At 71.9% G+C, this 13,128-nt stretch carries 16 protein-coding genes; 2 read left to right on the top strand and 14 right to left on the bottom strand.

What is annotated here, in order from left to right; all coding sequences use genetic code 11:
• Positions 1–170 precede the first annotated feature (170 nt).
• Positions 171–704, top strand: coding sequence for a M23 family metallopeptidase (locus MT346_RS00550; protein ID WP_243560680.1), 534 nt, complete (start codon positions 171–173; stop codon positions 702–704).
• 38 nt (positions 705–742) lie between these two features.
• Here MT346_RS00550 and MT346_RS00545 read toward each other — a convergent pair whose 3' ends face one another.
• The 9 genes from MT346_RS00545 to rplS form a co-directional block, all read right to left on the bottom strand.
• The gene (locus MT346_RS00545; RefSeq protein WP_243560678.1) at positions 743–1,669 is read right to left on the bottom strand and encodes a tyrosine recombinase XerC; all 927 of its coding nucleotides are present in this window, start codon (positions 1,667–1,669) and stop codon (positions 743–745) included.
• Between the two features lie 33 nt (positions 1,670–1,702).
• Entirely contained in the window at positions 1,703–2,935 is a 1,233-nt protein-coding gene (locus tag MT346_RS00540; protein ID WP_243560675.1) for a DNA-processing protein DprA, read from the bottom strand.
• The gene (locus tag MT346_RS00535; RefSeq protein WP_243560673.1) at positions 2,932–4,464 is read right to left on the bottom strand and encodes a YifB family Mg chelatase-like AAA ATPase; all 1,533 of its coding nucleotides are present in this window, start codon (positions 4,462–4,464) and stop codon (positions 2,932–2,934) included. Before MT346_RS00535 ends, MT346_RS00540 begins: the two co-directional genes overlap by 4 nt.
• Entirely contained in the window at positions 4,461–4,814 is a 354-nt protein-coding gene (locus MT346_RS00530) for a YraN family protein (protein ID WP_243560671.1), read from the bottom strand. Before MT346_RS00530 ends, MT346_RS00535 begins: the two co-directional genes overlap by 4 nt.
• Positions 4,815–4,955: 141 nt before the next feature.
• Positions 4,956–5,306: an Lsr2 family protein gene (locus tag MT346_RS00525; RefSeq protein WP_243560669.1), complete on the bottom strand. Its 351-nt coding sequence runs from the start codon at positions 5,304–5,306 to the stop codon at positions 4,956–4,958.
• A gap of 96 nt (positions 5,307–5,402) precedes the next feature.
• Complete coding sequence (locus tag MT346_RS00520) at positions 5,403–5,726, bottom strand: DUF2469 family protein (protein WP_056126028.1); 324 nt, start codon at positions 5,724–5,726, stop codon at positions 5,403–5,405.
• A gap of 90 nt (positions 5,727–5,816) precedes the next feature.
• Complete coding sequence (locus MT346_RS00515; RefSeq protein ID WP_243560667.1) at positions 5,817–6,536, bottom strand: ribonuclease HII; 720 nt, start codon at positions 6,534–6,536, stop codon at positions 5,817–5,819.
• Positions 6,533–7,279, bottom strand: a complete 747-nt coding sequence (gene lepB, locus MT346_RS00510; protein WP_243560665.1) for a signal peptidase I — start codon at positions 7,277–7,279, stop codon at positions 6,533–6,535. Before lepB ends, MT346_RS00515 begins: the two co-directional genes overlap by 4 nt.
• Before the next feature lie 117 nt (positions 7,280–7,396).
• Complete coding sequence (rplS, locus tag MT346_RS00505; RefSeq protein ID WP_243560663.1) at positions 7,397–7,753, bottom strand: 50S ribosomal protein L19; 357 nt, start codon at positions 7,751–7,753, stop codon at positions 7,397–7,399.
• Between the two features lie 178 nt (positions 7,754–7,931).
• Here rplS and map point away from each other — a divergent pair, with 178 nt between their 5' ends.
• A complete protein-coding gene (map, locus tag MT346_RS00500; protein WP_243560661.1) occupies positions 7,932–8,714 on the top strand; it encodes a type I methionyl aminopeptidase in 783 nt (260 codons plus the stop codon).
• A 142-nt stretch (positions 8,715–8,856) separates the two neighbouring features.
• On the opposite strand, the gene trmD is transcribed toward map, so the two are convergent.
• The 5 genes from trmD to MT346_RS00475 form a co-directional block, all read right to left on the bottom strand.
• A complete protein-coding gene (gene trmD / locus MT346_RS00495) occupies positions 8,857–9,552 on the bottom strand; it encodes a tRNA (guanosine(37)-N1)-methyltransferase TrmD (protein WP_243560660.1) in 696 nt (231 codons plus the stop codon).
• Between the two features lie 2 nt (positions 9,553–9,554).
• Positions 9,555–10,181, bottom strand: a complete 627-nt coding sequence (gene rimM, locus MT346_RS00490) for a ribosome maturation factor RimM (protein WP_243560657.1) — start codon at positions 10,179–10,181, stop codon at positions 9,555–9,557.
• On the bottom strand, positions 10,138–10,374 hold the full coding sequence (locus MT346_RS00485) for an RNA-binding protein (protein WP_056126038.1): 237 nt from the start codon (positions 10,372–10,374) through the stop codon (positions 10,138–10,140). Before MT346_RS00485 ends, rimM begins: the two co-directional genes overlap by 44 nt.
• A 4-nt stretch (positions 10,375–10,378) precedes the next feature.
• Positions 10,379–10,789, bottom strand: a complete 411-nt coding sequence (gene rpsP, locus MT346_RS00480) for a 30S ribosomal protein S16 (protein WP_243560655.1) — start codon at positions 10,787–10,789, stop codon at positions 10,379–10,381.
• Positions 10,790–10,965: 176 nt separating this feature from the next.
• Positions 10,966–13,128 (bottom strand): FAD-dependent oxidoreductase, encoded by a 2,163-nt coding sequence (locus tag MT346_RS00475; RefSeq protein WP_243560653.1) that lies wholly within the window; start codon positions 13,126–13,128, stop codon positions 10,966–10,968.

Below are 13,128 nucleotides of genomic sequence, written 5' to 3'. Positions count from 1 at the left end.
CGATCGGCCGGTGGTCATAACCGGGTCGCGATCGGCCCTCCGGTGCCCGTGCCGGCACGCCGGGTGGGGCGTCGCCGTGCTCGCTCCTGCACAGCCTGGAGGCTCGGCCCGGCCTCCACAGATCGGCCCGCCCGGCCAGGACGGTGCGGCGCTTCCCCGACGCTGGGTCCATGGACCGGCTCACCATCTCCGTCGCCACCGCCGTCGCGGTGCTCGTCGCCGCCCACACCACGGCACCGTCGGCGGCGACGTCGGCGCCGCTGGGTGCGGGTGCCCGCGACGTCGCACCGTGGGTGTGGCCGACCGACAGCCGTGTGGTCGAGCGACCGTGGGAAGCCCCCGACAGCGACTACGGGGCCGGCCACCGCGGCATCGACGTCGGCGCGGCGCTCGGCACACCGGCCGTGGCGGTGGACGACGGGGTCGTGACGTTCGCGGGCTCGGTCGCCGGTCGTGGTGTCGTGACGATCGACCACGGGTCGGGGCTGGTCAGCACCCTGGACTCGGTCGAGCCCTCGGTCACGAAGGGTGACACGGTGTCGCAGGGGGACGCCGTCGGCGCGGTCGCTGTGGGGCACTGCCCGGCTGTGGCGCCGTGCCTGCACCTGGGCGCCCGGCTCGACGACCGCTACGTCGACCCGACGCCCTACCTGCCGGCGGCGGAGTGGCCCGTGCTGCTGCCGGCGTCCGCATGGCCGGGGTGAGCCCTGGTCCGGCGGTCACGTGAGCCGGGGTCCGGCGGTCACGCCCGGGGGTGGGCCGTCCGGTACACCTCGCGCAGCCGGGCCGACGACACGTGCGTGTAGATCTGCGTCGTGCCGAGGCTGGCGTGCCCGAGCAGCTCCTGCACCGCACGCAGGTCTGCTCCCCCGTCCAGCAGGTGCGTCGCTGCCGTGTGCCGGAAGGTGTGCGGTCCGCTCGGCCCCTCGCCGGGCAGGTCCTGCAACAGCCGCGCGACGATGCGGTAGGCGCTCCGGACCCCGAGCCGCGCGCCGCGATCCCCCAGGAACAAGGCGTCCGTCGGGGCTGCGGCGCGCGCGAGCAACGTCGGACGTCCGCGATCCGACCACGCCTCGATCGCGTCGCGCGCGGGAACACCGAACGGCACCACCCGTTCCTTGCCGCCCTTGCCGAGCACGCGCACCGTCAGTCGTGTGCGGTCCAGGTCCCGCTCGTCGATGCCCACCAGCTCGCTGACCCGGATGGCTGCGGCGTACAGCAGTTCGACGAGCGCCAGGTCGCGGAGCGCCCCCGGGTCGTCGGTGGCCGCCCGGGCCGACAGCCCGTCGAGCAGCGTGCGGACCTGGTCCTCGGAGACGACCCGGGGCAGGTGGGCCGCACCCTTGGGGGCTCGCAGGCGCACGCCCGGGTCGGTCCCCACGAGCCCGGTCTCACTGGCCCACCGGGTGAACGCCCGGACCGAGGACGAGCGCCGCGCGATGCTCGACCGGGCGAGTCCGCGCTCGTTGCCCGCCCACAGCCAGTCTCGCAGGACGTCGAGCGACAGCGCTTCGACCCGCTCGACGCCCCGCGCAGCACTGAACCGCTGGAGGTCCTCGAGGTCCCCCCGGTACGCCCGCACCGTCTGGTCGCTCAAGCCCCGCCCGTGCGCGGCGTGGTTCAGGAACGCGTCGACCGCCGCACCGAGCCTCCCGCCGTCGTGTCCCATGCGGCTCAGCGTAGGCGGCGGCAGTGCGTCCACTCATGCGCGCCGCCCCGTGACACGACCGGTGGTCCCTGTCCGACCCGCTGCTCCGAGCACCCACCCGTCGGTGCGTCGCTCGACGATCCCCTGCAGCTCCGCCAAGGCGAGCGCATCCGTCGCGGCCGCGACCGACAGCCCCGACCGCTCCGCGACGTCGACGACCGTCACGGGACGACGGCCGAGCGCATCGACCACACGGACCACCTCGGGGTCGACGATCGCCGACGTGAGCGGCGCCGACAGGTCCTTGGGGTCTCCCCCGTGATGGACCGCCACGGCAGCACGAACGGGGTCCTGCGGGTGCACCGCCAGCTGCGCCACGCCGTCGGCCACGAGCCGGTGGCACCCGACGGATGCCGGTGACGTGAACGCCCCGGGGACGGCGAACACCGGACGTCCGAGCTGCGCCCCGTGGTGCGCGGTGTTGAGGGCCCCGGACCGGGCACCGGCCTCGACCACCACGACCGCGTGCCCGAGCGCCGCGATCAGCCGGTTGCGCGCCAGGAACCGCCATCGCGTGGGCGGTGTGCCCGGGGGCGACTCCGCCAGCAGCATCCCCTGCCGACCGACGTTGCCGAGCAGCTCGACGTGTCCGGCCGGGTAGAGCTGGTCGATCCCGCCGGCCAGCACCGCGATGGTGGGAGTCCCCGCGGCGATCGCGACCCGGTGCGCCACGGCGTCGATCCCGTACGCGCCCCCGCTCACCGTCGTGCACCCGGCGTCCGCCGCCGCCGAGGTGATCTCGGCGCAGGCCTCGGCGCCCGCTAGCGTGTTCGACCGCGCGCCGACGACCGACAGACACGGGCGTTCCACCACCGGCGGCTGGCCACCACGCGGCCGGCCGCGACGCCAGAGCACCATCGGCGCGTGCACTCCCAGGTCGTCGAGCCCGCCGGGCCAATCCGGGTCGCCGGGGACCACCAGCGATGCACCGACCGCCGTGGCCGCATCGAGCACGCGAGCAGCATCGGCTCGCCGGAACCGAGGGCGCCAGCGTTCCACCGCGCTGGCCACGACGTCGTCGATCGACGTCACGTCCACACCGCCCGACGACTGCAGCGCGGCGACGACGGCACGCACGGGGTCCTTCCCGGTCACGAGCGCCAGAGACCGTTCGGCGCCGAGCGTCGTCACGAGGACGCCAGCGGCGGCGTCGCCGGGCTCGATGAGCGTGCTCCATGCCACGCGAGCGGCGGCCTCGGCATCGACCGCCCCGACCTGCCCGGTCACAGTCCACCCCGCAGGGCGAGCGCAGCGGTCACCTGTGCACGACCGGGGCGCTCCACGTCGCCGAGGTCCGCGATGGTCCAGGCCAGACGCATCACGCGGTCCCACCCGCGCATGGTCAGGGTGCCGAGTTCGAGTCCGCGGTCGAGGACCGCGGTCGCCCCCGCCTCGGCACGCCCCGGTCCGCGCAGCCAGGCACCGGGCACGTCGGCATTGCGCGTCCACGCCGTGTCGGCCAGTCGATCGGTCATCCGAGACCGTGCCGCTTCGACCGTGAGCCGGGCCTCGGCCGTGGTCGGGGTCGTCCCGTCGCCGCGACGCATCACCGCGGTGGTGACCCGAGGGACCTGCACCCGGATGTCGATGCGGTCGAGCAGCGGCCCCGACATCCGACCCAGGTACCGCCGCACCGTCGTCGCCGTGCACTCGCACACCGGACCACCGAGATCGGGTCGGCTGCCGGCGTGGCCGCAGGGGCACGGGTTCGCCGCCAGGACGACCTGGCACCGCGCCGGGAACTCGGCCGACCCCGCGGCCCGGTGCACCGTGATGCGGCCGGACTCCAGCGGTTGCCGCAGTGCGTCGAGCACCGCTCGGGGGAACTCCGGCGCCTCGTCGAGGAACAGCACGCCACGGGTCGCGCGGGACACCGCACCGGGACGGATGGTGCCGGAGCCGCCGCCGATGAGCGCGATCGCCGACGCCGAGTGGTGCGGCGCTTCCCACGGCGGGCGGGTCGTCCACGACCGGGCGCCCAGGCCGGCGACGGACCGCACCGCCGCGACTTCCAGCGCGGCATCGGACTGCAGGTCGGGTAGGATCCCGGGGAGCCGCTCGGCGAGCATGGTCTTGCCGGCGCCGGGTGGTCCGAGCAGCAGCACGTGGTGACCACCGGCAGCAGCGGTGAGCATCGCCCGCACGCCGATCTCGTTGCCGACGACGTCGCCGAGTTCGGCGGTGGGCCGCACGCTCTCGGGCACGCTCGTCGTCAGGACCGGGTCGACGTGGACGGGCTGCAGCAGTGCCCCCGCGTCGATCGCTGCACCGCGGAGCGAGTCGACACCGTGCACGACGACCCCGGGGACGACACGTGCTTCGTCGAGGTTGCCGATCGGGACGACGATCCGGTCGGCGCCGGCGTCGCGAGCAGCGAGCACCATCGGGATCACGCCGGGAACGGGCCGGACCCGTCCGTCGAGCCCGAGTTCACCGACGTAGACGACGCGGCCCGACGCACGTGGTGCCGTCCCTGCCGCGGCGAGCACGGCCATCGCGATCGCCAGGTCGAACCCGGAACCGCGCTTCGGGATCGCCGCGGGCGTGAGGTTCACCGTGATGCGACGTGCCGGCAGCGGGCAGCCGGCATTGGCTGCCGCGGACCGGACACGTTCGCGGGCTTCGCCGAGCGAGGTGTCCGGCAGCCCGATGATGCTGAAGCCCGGCAGCTGGCTGGTCAGGTGGGCCTCGACCTCGACGAGTCGCCCGCTCACCCCGAGCAGCGCCACCGCCGCCGACCGACCGATGTCGCTCATACGAGGGCCTCGACGTGCTCGACGATCGCTCGGTCGGCGATGAGGTGCACCGCCACGGCATCGATGCGGATGTGGCCGGCGGTGTGCTCCGGGTGTGCGGCGAACCACGCCGGGACGAGATGCCGGAGCCGTCGGAGTTTCGTCCGGGTGATCGCTTCGAGCGGATGACCGCCCACGACACCGCTGCGCGTCTTCACCTCGACGAAGACGAGTCCGTCCTGATGTCGCGCCACGATGTCGACTTCGCCGCGAGCGCAGCGCCAGTTGCGGTCGACGATCGTGAATCCGTGCTGTTCGAGCCAGTCGACCGCGATGTCCTCGCCCCGAGCGCCCATTTCCGCTGTTCCCATGAGCCCAGCGTCGCGATCACCGATGCGCCACGAGCGAAGCCACCGCAATCTGTGGACGGAATGCCACTGACGACGACCTGTGCAGGAACGACGGAACCCGACCGGCCACGGAGGCCGATCGGGTTCCGGTGGAGCGGGAGATCAGTGTGCGGCTGCGTACGCTTCCTGCACCTGGGTGGAGATACGGCCGCGGGTCGAGACGTCGTACCCGTTCTCCTTGGCCCATTCACGGACCTTTGCGAGTTCTTCCGAGTTGCCGCGCTTGGGAGCGGACTTCGGGGCTGCCGTTCCACCGGTGCGGCGACCGCTCACCTTGCGTGCGGCGGCGATGTAGTCGGAGATCGAGTCGCGGAACTTGTCGACATTGTCGTTCGACAGGTCGATCTCGTAGGTGGAGCCGTCGAATGCGAATTCGACGGTGCGACCGTCACCCGGGGTGATCGGCGAGTCGTCGAGGTCGTCGACGAGCTGCACGGTGACCTTCTGTGCCATTGTGTTCTCCTTGCTGGTGGGGACGGGAAATCCCCGCCAGCGTACCGTGCATTTGTCGGAAATACCGGAGGACGTGCACGGAAGAGAAAGCGACGATCACTCGTCGAGTGCGAGTTCCTTCGGGAGTTCGAGTTCCCGCGTGGTGAGTTCCTCGACATTCACGTCCTTGAACGTGAGCACGCGGACGGACTTCACGAACCGGTCGGAACGGTAGACGTCCCAGACCCAGACGTCGTTCATCGTCAGTTCGAAGTAGAAGTCGTGCTCGGTGTCGCGTCGGGCGAGTTCCACCTCGTTCGCCAGGTAGAACCGCCGCTCGGTCTCGACCACGTAGCGGAACTGCGCCACGACGTCGCGGTACTCACGGTAGAGGGCGAGCTCGACCTCGCGGTCGTAGTCGTCGAATTCGTCGTCATCCATTGCGGCCACAGTCTACGGCGCACGAGCACCCCGCGGGCGACGGGACGGACACGAGGAACGACGACGGTCGGCCGCGCCGCGCGGAGGACGTCACCCGGCGACCTGGTCGAGTGCGTCGAAGCCCGCCAGCTCGACGGCGTCGGGCGCTGCGGACACCGCGTGCAGCCAGCTCGTGCGGTGCAGGGCGTGTGGACCGCGGCTGCGGATCGCGTCGTAGTGCGCGGTGGACCCGTACCCCTTGTTCGACGCCCACGCGTAGTGCGGTGCCTCGTCGTGGGCAGCCACCATCAGGGCGTCGCGCTCGACCTTGGCGACGACCGAGGCCGCAGCCACCGAGGCGCAGTCGCGGTCGGCCTTGACCCGGACGACCACGTCGAGCGGCGCGGATGCGGGCACGAGCGACGGCGGCAGTGCGCGTGAGAGCCAGTCGAACGACCCGTCGAGCAGCACCACGGCGCCGTCCAGCGACACCCCCGACGCGACGAGCGTCGCCAGCGCGCGGGCACCGGCCAGGCCGAGCGCCGGCACGATCCCCTGCTCGTCGACGTACGACGCCGGGGCCATCCCGACCGCGGTCCGCGCCCAGCGGGTGACCACGGGGACGAGCTCGGTCCGGCGACTGGCGGACAGCAGCTTCGAGTCCGCGAGCCCCTGCGGCACCCGTCGGACGTCCAGTGTCACGGCGGCGACCCCGACGGCGACCGGCCCCGCGATCGCGCCGCGTCCGACCTCGTCCACACCGATGACCGTCACCCGTCCGGCCGCGAAGTGCGACTTCTCGACCCGGAGCGAGGGACGGACGGGCGTCACCCGCTCTTCTCCTCGACCCCCGCGAAGACGTCGGGGTAGTCGTTGAGCCAGGTCCAGCGGCTGGTCGGCCACGAGATCACGAAGGCGCGCCCGGTGACGTCCGACATCGGCACGAACCCCTTGGAGGGCGTGTCCCCGTTGTACCGGGAGTCCTTCGAGTCGTAGCGGTTGTCGCCCATCACCCAGATGGTGCCCTTCGGCACAGTGACCGAGAAGTTCGTCCCCGACGCCCGGGTCTCCCCCGCGGGCAGCTTGAGGTACGGCTCCTTGAGCGGTACCCCGTTGACGGTCATCTGTCCCAGGTCGTTGCAGCAGGCGACCTTGTCACCCGGCAGACCGATCACGCGCTTGATGAGGTGGTCGTCGCTGTCGCCGGTGCCCAGACCGACCTGGGTCAGCAGCCAGTCGATCGCCTTCGCCGGCTGCGAGGTCGGCGTGACGCTCGGCACCTCGGCACCGGTGAGCCACCCGCCCGGGTCCTTGAACACGACGACGTCACCGTGCTTCAGCTTGACCGCATCGGGCACGAGTTCGTTGACGATCACACGGTCGTTGATCTGCAGTGTGTTCTCCATCGACGCCGACGGAATGTAGAACGAGCGGATCAGGAAGGTCTTGACCAGGAACGAGACCAGCAGTGCCGCGATGAAGATGATGAGCAGGTCGCGCAGGAAGGTGAGCACACCGTTCCGCTGCTTGGTGGAACGCGGCCGACGCCCGTCGTTCTCGATCGTGTCGGTCATTCCACCCTCGAGGTCAGGAGAAGCAGGGAACAGGGAAGCCCCCAGCCCGATGCACAACCGTACATGGACCGGGGGCCGTCAGCGGTGTCCGGCTCGCGGACCTCACTGTGAAGGCGATCAGTTGTCGCGCTTCTCCTTGATCTTGCGGCGGGCTGCCTTGCCGCGGAGTTCGCGGAGGTAGTACAGCTTCGCGCGACGGACGTCACCGCGGGTGACGATCTCGATGTGGTCGATGATCGGCGAGTGCACCGGGAACCAGCGCTCGACGCCGACCTGGAAGCTGACCTTGCGGACCTTGAAGGTCTCGCCGAGCCCGTGGCCCTGACGGCCGATGACGACACCCTGGAAGACCTGGACGCGCGAGCGCGTGCCTTCGATGATGTTGACGTGGACCTTGACGGTGTCTCCCGCGCGGAAGTCGGGGACGTCGGTCCGCAGCGATGCTGCGTCGACGTTGTCGAGGAGTTGGCTCATGGTTGGGTCACTCTCTGCGGACGCACACGGGTCGCCGCGGATCGGTTTCGGAAACGAAGTGGTGATGTGCCCGGTGTCGGCGACTCCCCCGTGGCAGAGTCCAGCCAGGGCACAGCGATCCATGATGCCACATCGCCCGGCTGCAGCCAAACGGATCCGCACCGACCAGGATGGACGCATGATCGAACTCCGCACCCCCGCCGAACTCGACGGACTCCGAGCCGCGGGCCGGTTCGTCGCCGACGTGCTCGACGAGCTGCTCACCACGGTCGACGTCGGCGTGGACCTGCTCGACCTCGACCAGGTGGCGGCCCGGATGATCGCGGACCGCGGTGCTGTCAGCTGCTACGTCGACTACCACCCGTCGTTCGGCCGGTCGCCGTTCGGCCGGAACCTGTGCACCTCGGTCAACGACGCCGCCCTGCACGGGCTGCCGCACGCCTACCGCCTGCAGGACGGCGACGTCGTCAGCATGGACTTCGCCGCGAGTGTCGACGGGTGGGTCGCCGACTCCGCCGTCACGGTGCAGGTCGGTACCCCCGACGCCGAGGACCAACGCCTGATCGACACGGTGGAGCGCGCGCTCGTGGCCGGGATCGCCCAGGCGCGTCCGGGCAACAAGCTCGGCGACGTCTCGCACGCGATCGGCGCGGTCGCACACCAGGGCGGCTACGACGTCAACCTGCAGTTCGGCGGGCACGGCGTCGGCCGCACCATGCACGGCGAGCCGCACGTGCCGAACGACGGACGACCGGGCCGCGGCCTGAAGCTCCGCCCGGGACTCGTCGTCGCGATCGAGCCGTGGTTGATGCGCGGCACCGACGAGCTGTACCAGGACGACGACGGCTGGACGCTCAAGAGCGTCGACGGCTCGCGCGCCGCGCACGTCGAGCACACGGTGGCGGTCACGGAACACGGTCCGGAGATCCTGACGCTCCGTCGCGCCCAGCGCGACCAGTAGCCGGACAGGAGGCCCGGTGCCAGCTGGCCACGGGCCTCCAGCCAGCCAGAAGGGGCCGCACACACAGCAGGCCTCCCGCACAGCAGGCCGAACCTCGCGTTGGTGGTCCGGAATCCGGACCACCAACGCGCGGTTCGACTGCCTACGCGCCGTCCTGGGGCAGCAGGTCCGGTCGGACGCGCCGCGTCCGCTCCAGCTGCTGCTCGTGCCGCCACGCGGCGACGCGGCCGTGGTGGCCACTGAGCAGGACGTCGGGGACGTCGAGCTCGCGCCACGATGCCGGCTTGGTGTACGAGGGGTACTCGAGCAGGCCGTCCTCGTGGGACTCCTCGACCAGGGACTCGGGGTTGCCGACGACTCCGGGGACCAGGCGTCCGACGGCCTCGATCATGGCCATCGCCGCGACCTCGCCGCCGTTCAGCACGTAGTCGCCGAGCGAGAGCTCGACGACGGTGCTGCGCGTAGCGGCCCACTCGAACACCCGAGCATCGATGCCCTCGTACCGCCCGCAGGCGAACACCAGGTGCTCGTGGTCGGCCAGCGACCGGGCGATCGACTGCCGGAAGGGCGTGCCGGCCGGGGTGGGGACGACGAGCGTCGACGAGCCGTCCGACCGCAGGATCGACGACAGCGCCTGCGCCCACGGCTCGGGCTTCATGACCATGCCGGCGCCACCGCCGTACGGGGTGTCGTCGACGGTGCGGTGCCGGTCGGTCGTCCACGAACGCAGGTCGTGCACGTGCAGGTCGAGCAGGCCGCCCTGCCGGGCGCGGCCGAGCAACGAGACGTCGAGCACGCCGAAGAACTCCGGGAAGATCGTGACGATGTCGATCCGCACGGTCAGTCCCGGGGTTCCCGAGCCGGGGTCACCGTCTCGGGGCGGGACATGTCCTCGGGGTCCTCGAACAGGCCCGTCGGCGGGGTCACCGTGACGGTGCGCCCGGCGATGTCGACGCTCGGCACGATGGCCGACACGAACGGCACGAGCACCTCGCCGCGGTCCGGCGTCGTCACGGCGAGCAGGTCCTGCGCGGGCAGGTGGTCGACGCGTGCGACGGTGCCGACGGAGACACCGTCACGGACGACGTCGAGGCCGACCAGCTGGTGGTCGTACCAGGCGTCGTCCTCGCCGGTCTCTTCGTCGGGGTCCTGGTCGACCCACAGGATCGCCCGCGCGAGCGTCTCGGCGGCGTCACGGTCGGCGATGCCCTCGAAGAAGGCGACCGCGTGACCGTTGTACCAGCGGAGTTCGTCGATGGCGATGGTCTTGCCCGACCACGGTGAGTCGTCGGGAACCTGGAGCGAGAAGACCGCTCCGTGCGTGAACCGACGATCCGGGTCGTCGGTGTAGAGCTCGAGCTTGAGACCGCCCTTGAGCCCGTGCGCCTTGGTGATGCGACCCACCCGGAGTTGGGTCGCCTCGTCAGGAATCGGTGTCGACCACGTCGACCCGCACCCGCTTGCCATCGGCCAGAGCCGTGACGAGGGTGCGGAGCGCCTTGGCGGTCCGACCGGCGCGTCCGATCACGCGGCCGAGGTCCTCGGGGTGCACGCGCACCTCGAGGACCTCGCCCCGCGCGGAGGTGGAACTGGCGACGCGCACGTCGTCAGGGTGATCGACGATCCCCTTGACGAGGTGCGTCAGCGCAGAAGCGAGCAAGGAGTCACGCCTCGGTCGTTGCTGCGTCAGCGTCGGCCTCGGCCGGAGCGGCCGGGGCCTTCTTCTCCGACTTGGGCTTCAGGACGGCCTTCTTCGACGAGTCGACGGTGAAGGGCTCCTTCGGCTGCTTGACCTTGACCTTGGACTCGGTGTCCTTCTCGCCCTTGAACTTGGCCCAGTCGCCGGTCAGCTTGAGAAGGGCAGCGACCTGCTCGGTCGGCTGCGCGCCGACGCCGAGCCAGTACTGCGCCCGGTCCGACTTGACCTCGATGAACGAGGGCTCCTCGGTCGGGTGGTACTTGCCGATCTCCTCGATCACGCGACCGTCGCGCTTGGTGCGCGAGTCGGCCACGACGATGCGGTAGTACGGTGCTCGGATCTTGCCGAGACGCTTGAGACGGATCTTGACAGCCACAAATGCTCCTGTTGCGTGTTGTTGTGGTTGAACCGGAACCGCGGGCGTGGGGGCACGCGCGGTGGAAGCTCGAATGAGATCGTCATCCGCTGGATAGAGGGTCGAGCGGACACGATTCGACCGTTCATTCTTGCAGATGTCGGGGCCAGAAGCGAGCCAGCGACCACGGCGCGGCGCTACGGGGCGAGGGAACGGACCGCTTCGAGGGCCTCGGACGTCGCGCGGACCGCGTCGACACTGCGCGCGTCGCGGGCGCCACCGACCACGGCGAACGGCACGCCGGCCGCCTGGAGGCCCGACACCAGTCCGCCAGACCCGTCCAGCGGGCCGTCGGTCGCGTCCGGCTGTCCGTCGGCACCGTCCCCCGCGCCGTCGACCGAGGACTCCTGTCCGGCGCAGACCACCACGCGGTCGGCCGGGACCGAGCGCTCGACGCCGGCCTCGTCGCGGATCCACAGGGCACCCGGTTCGATGCGCAGGTACTCCTGCACGCCGCCGACCAGGTGCACCCCCGCGTCACGGAGCCGTCCGAGGGCGACCCACCGCGAGGTGAGCCCGACCCCCTGGCCGAACTTGCCCGAGCGCCGGAGCACGGTGACCTGGTCGCCGGGACGGGTCGTCCGCACGGCGGCCGGCTGGCGCTGGGGCAGTGGCCCGAGCACGTCGTCGGCCACGGTCACGTCCCACCGCTCGGCGAACGCCCGCGCGCGCAGCGACTCGTCCGGCGACTCGGTCAGGAACGCCGCGGTGTCCACGCCGATGCCGCCGCCACCGATGACCGCGACGGTGCCCGCGGGGACCCCGTCGCGGAGCGCCTGCTCGTACGTCTGCACGTGCGGCAGCTCGGCGCCCGGGACGTCGACGGTGCGCGGGACGACGCCCGGCGCCAGCACGACGGCGTCGCTGTCGGTCAGGTCCGCGGCGGTCGCGGCTCGGCCCAGGTGGACGGTCGCCCCGCGCTCGGCGAGCTCGGCGCGTGCGGCGCGGACGGTCGCCGCGTAGTCCTCTTTGCCGGGGATCAGTGCGGCCAGGCCGAACTGGCCGCCGAGCTCGTCGGCGGCCTCCCAGAGCGTCACGCGGTGCCCGCGGCGGGCGGCGTCCACGGCGGCGGCCAGTCCGGCCGGTCCCCCACCGACGACGTCGACCCGCCTGGGCTCGGACGTCGGCCGGACCGGGAACGCGACCTCGCGGCCGGCGCGGGGGTTCACCAGGCACGACACCGGTGCGCCGATGATCGAGCGGTCCAGGCACGCCTGGTTGCAGCCGATGCACGTGTTGACCAGGTCGAACCGACCCGCGACCGACCGCGCGACGATGTCCGGGTCGGCCAGGAACGGTCGCGCCAGTGCCACGGCGTCGACCAGCCCGTCGGCCAGCACGGCCTCGCCGTCCCGCAGGTCCGTCATCCGGTTCGACGCGATCACCCGCACGTCGGGGTGCTCCGACGCGCGGACCACCCGGGCGATCCGCGAGGCGTAGGCCAGCCAGGCACCGTGTGGCACGGCGGCCTGCACGGTCGGCGTCCTGGACTCGTGCCAGCCGATGCCGACCGAGATGCCGTCGAGCCCCAGGGGCAGCAGGTCGTGGACGAGCGCGTCGACCTCGTCGTCGGTCGTCGAGCCCGGCATCAGGTCGGCGCCCGACAGGCGGATCGTCACGGCCAGGTCGGGCGCCGCCGCACGGACCGCCCGCACGACGGCCACCGCAAACCGCCGACGCTTCGCCGCCGTGCCGCCCCACGCGTCCGTCCGCAGGTTCGTCAGCGGCGAGCAGAACTGGTTGATCAGGTAGCCCTCGGACGCCATGATCTCGACGCCGTCGAAGCCGATGTCCCGGGCGCTCCGTGCTGCCGCGGCGAAGTCCTCGACGGTCTGCTCGACCTCTGCCGGGGTCAGCTCGGTCGGGATGACCCCACGTGCCGCTGCCCACGGCAGTGCCGACGGGGCGACCGCACGCTGGGGTTCCCCGTGCCGGTCGACCATGCCGCCGACCAGGGCGTACCGGCCAGCGTGGAACAGCTGCGCCAGGATCGTGCCGCCCTCGTCGTGCACGGCCTGCACCGCGACCCGGAACCGCTCGTCCGCGCCGTCGACCCCGAACACCGCGAAGTCCGGGCCACCGCGCGCCTCGTCGCTGATCGCGATGCCGCCGGTGATGATGCACGCCGCCCCGCCCGCAGCGCGCTCGCGGTAGAACGCCGCCAGCCCGGCACCGCCGTCGTCGTGCACCTCGAGCCCGGTGTGCATGGACCCCATGACGACCCGGTTCGGCAGCGTCAGGGGTCCGAGCGTCCAGGGCGAGGCGACGACGGCGAGGTCCGGGACGGCGACGGTGCTCAT

This window comes from Curtobacterium sp. VKM Ac-2922 (genome assembly GCF_022815645.1).
In the GTDB taxonomy this organism is placed as follows: domain Bacteria; phylum Actinomycetota; class Actinomycetes; order Actinomycetales; family Microbacteriaceae; genus Curtobacterium.
This window is presented reverse-complemented; position numbering and strand designations above follow the sequence as displayed.

Bases quoted from the DNA above. Each gene is read 5' to 3' on its own strand.
- map (WP_243560661.1), top strand. From the start codon at position 7,932: ATGATCGAACTCCGCACCCCCGCCGAACTCGACGGACTCCGAGCCGCG.
- rplS (WP_243560663.1), bottom strand. From the start codon at position 7,753: ATGAGCCAACTCCTCGACAACGTCGACGCAGCATCGCTGCGGACCGAC.
- MT346_RS00475 (WP_243560653.1), bottom strand. From the start codon at position 13,128: ATGAGCACCGTCGCCGTCCCGGACCTCGCCGTCGTCGCCTCGCCCTGG.
- MT346_RS00545 (WP_243560678.1), bottom strand. From the start codon at position 1,669: ATGGGACACGACGGCGGGAGGCTCGGTGCGGCGGTCGACGCGTTCCTG.
- MT346_RS00525 (WP_243560669.1), bottom strand. From the start codon at position 5,306: ATGGCACAGAAGGTCACCGTGCAGCTCGTCGACGACCTCGACGACTCG.
- rimM (WP_243560657.1), bottom strand. From the start codon at position 10,181: ATGGCAAGCGGGTGCGGGTCGACGTGGTCGACACCGATTCCTGACGAG.
- MT346_RS00550 (WP_243560680.1), top strand. From the start codon at position 171: ATGGACCGGCTCACCATCTCCGTCGCCACCGCCGTCGCGGTGCTCGTC.
- lepB (WP_243560665.1), bottom strand. From the start codon at position 7,279: ATGACCGACACGATCGAGAACGACGGGCGTCGGCCGCGTTCCACCAAG.
- MT346_RS00520 (WP_056126028.1), bottom strand. From the start codon at position 5,726: ATGGATGACGACGAATTCGACGACTACGACCGCGAGGTCGAGCTCGCC.
- MT346_RS00530 (WP_243560671.1), bottom strand. From the start codon at position 4,814: ATGGGAACAGCGGAAATGGGCGCTCGGGGCGAGGACATCGCGGTCGAC.
- MT346_RS00535 (WP_243560673.1), bottom strand. From the start codon at position 4,464: ATGAGCGACATCGGTCGGTCGGCGGCGGTGGCGCTGCTCGGGGTGAGC.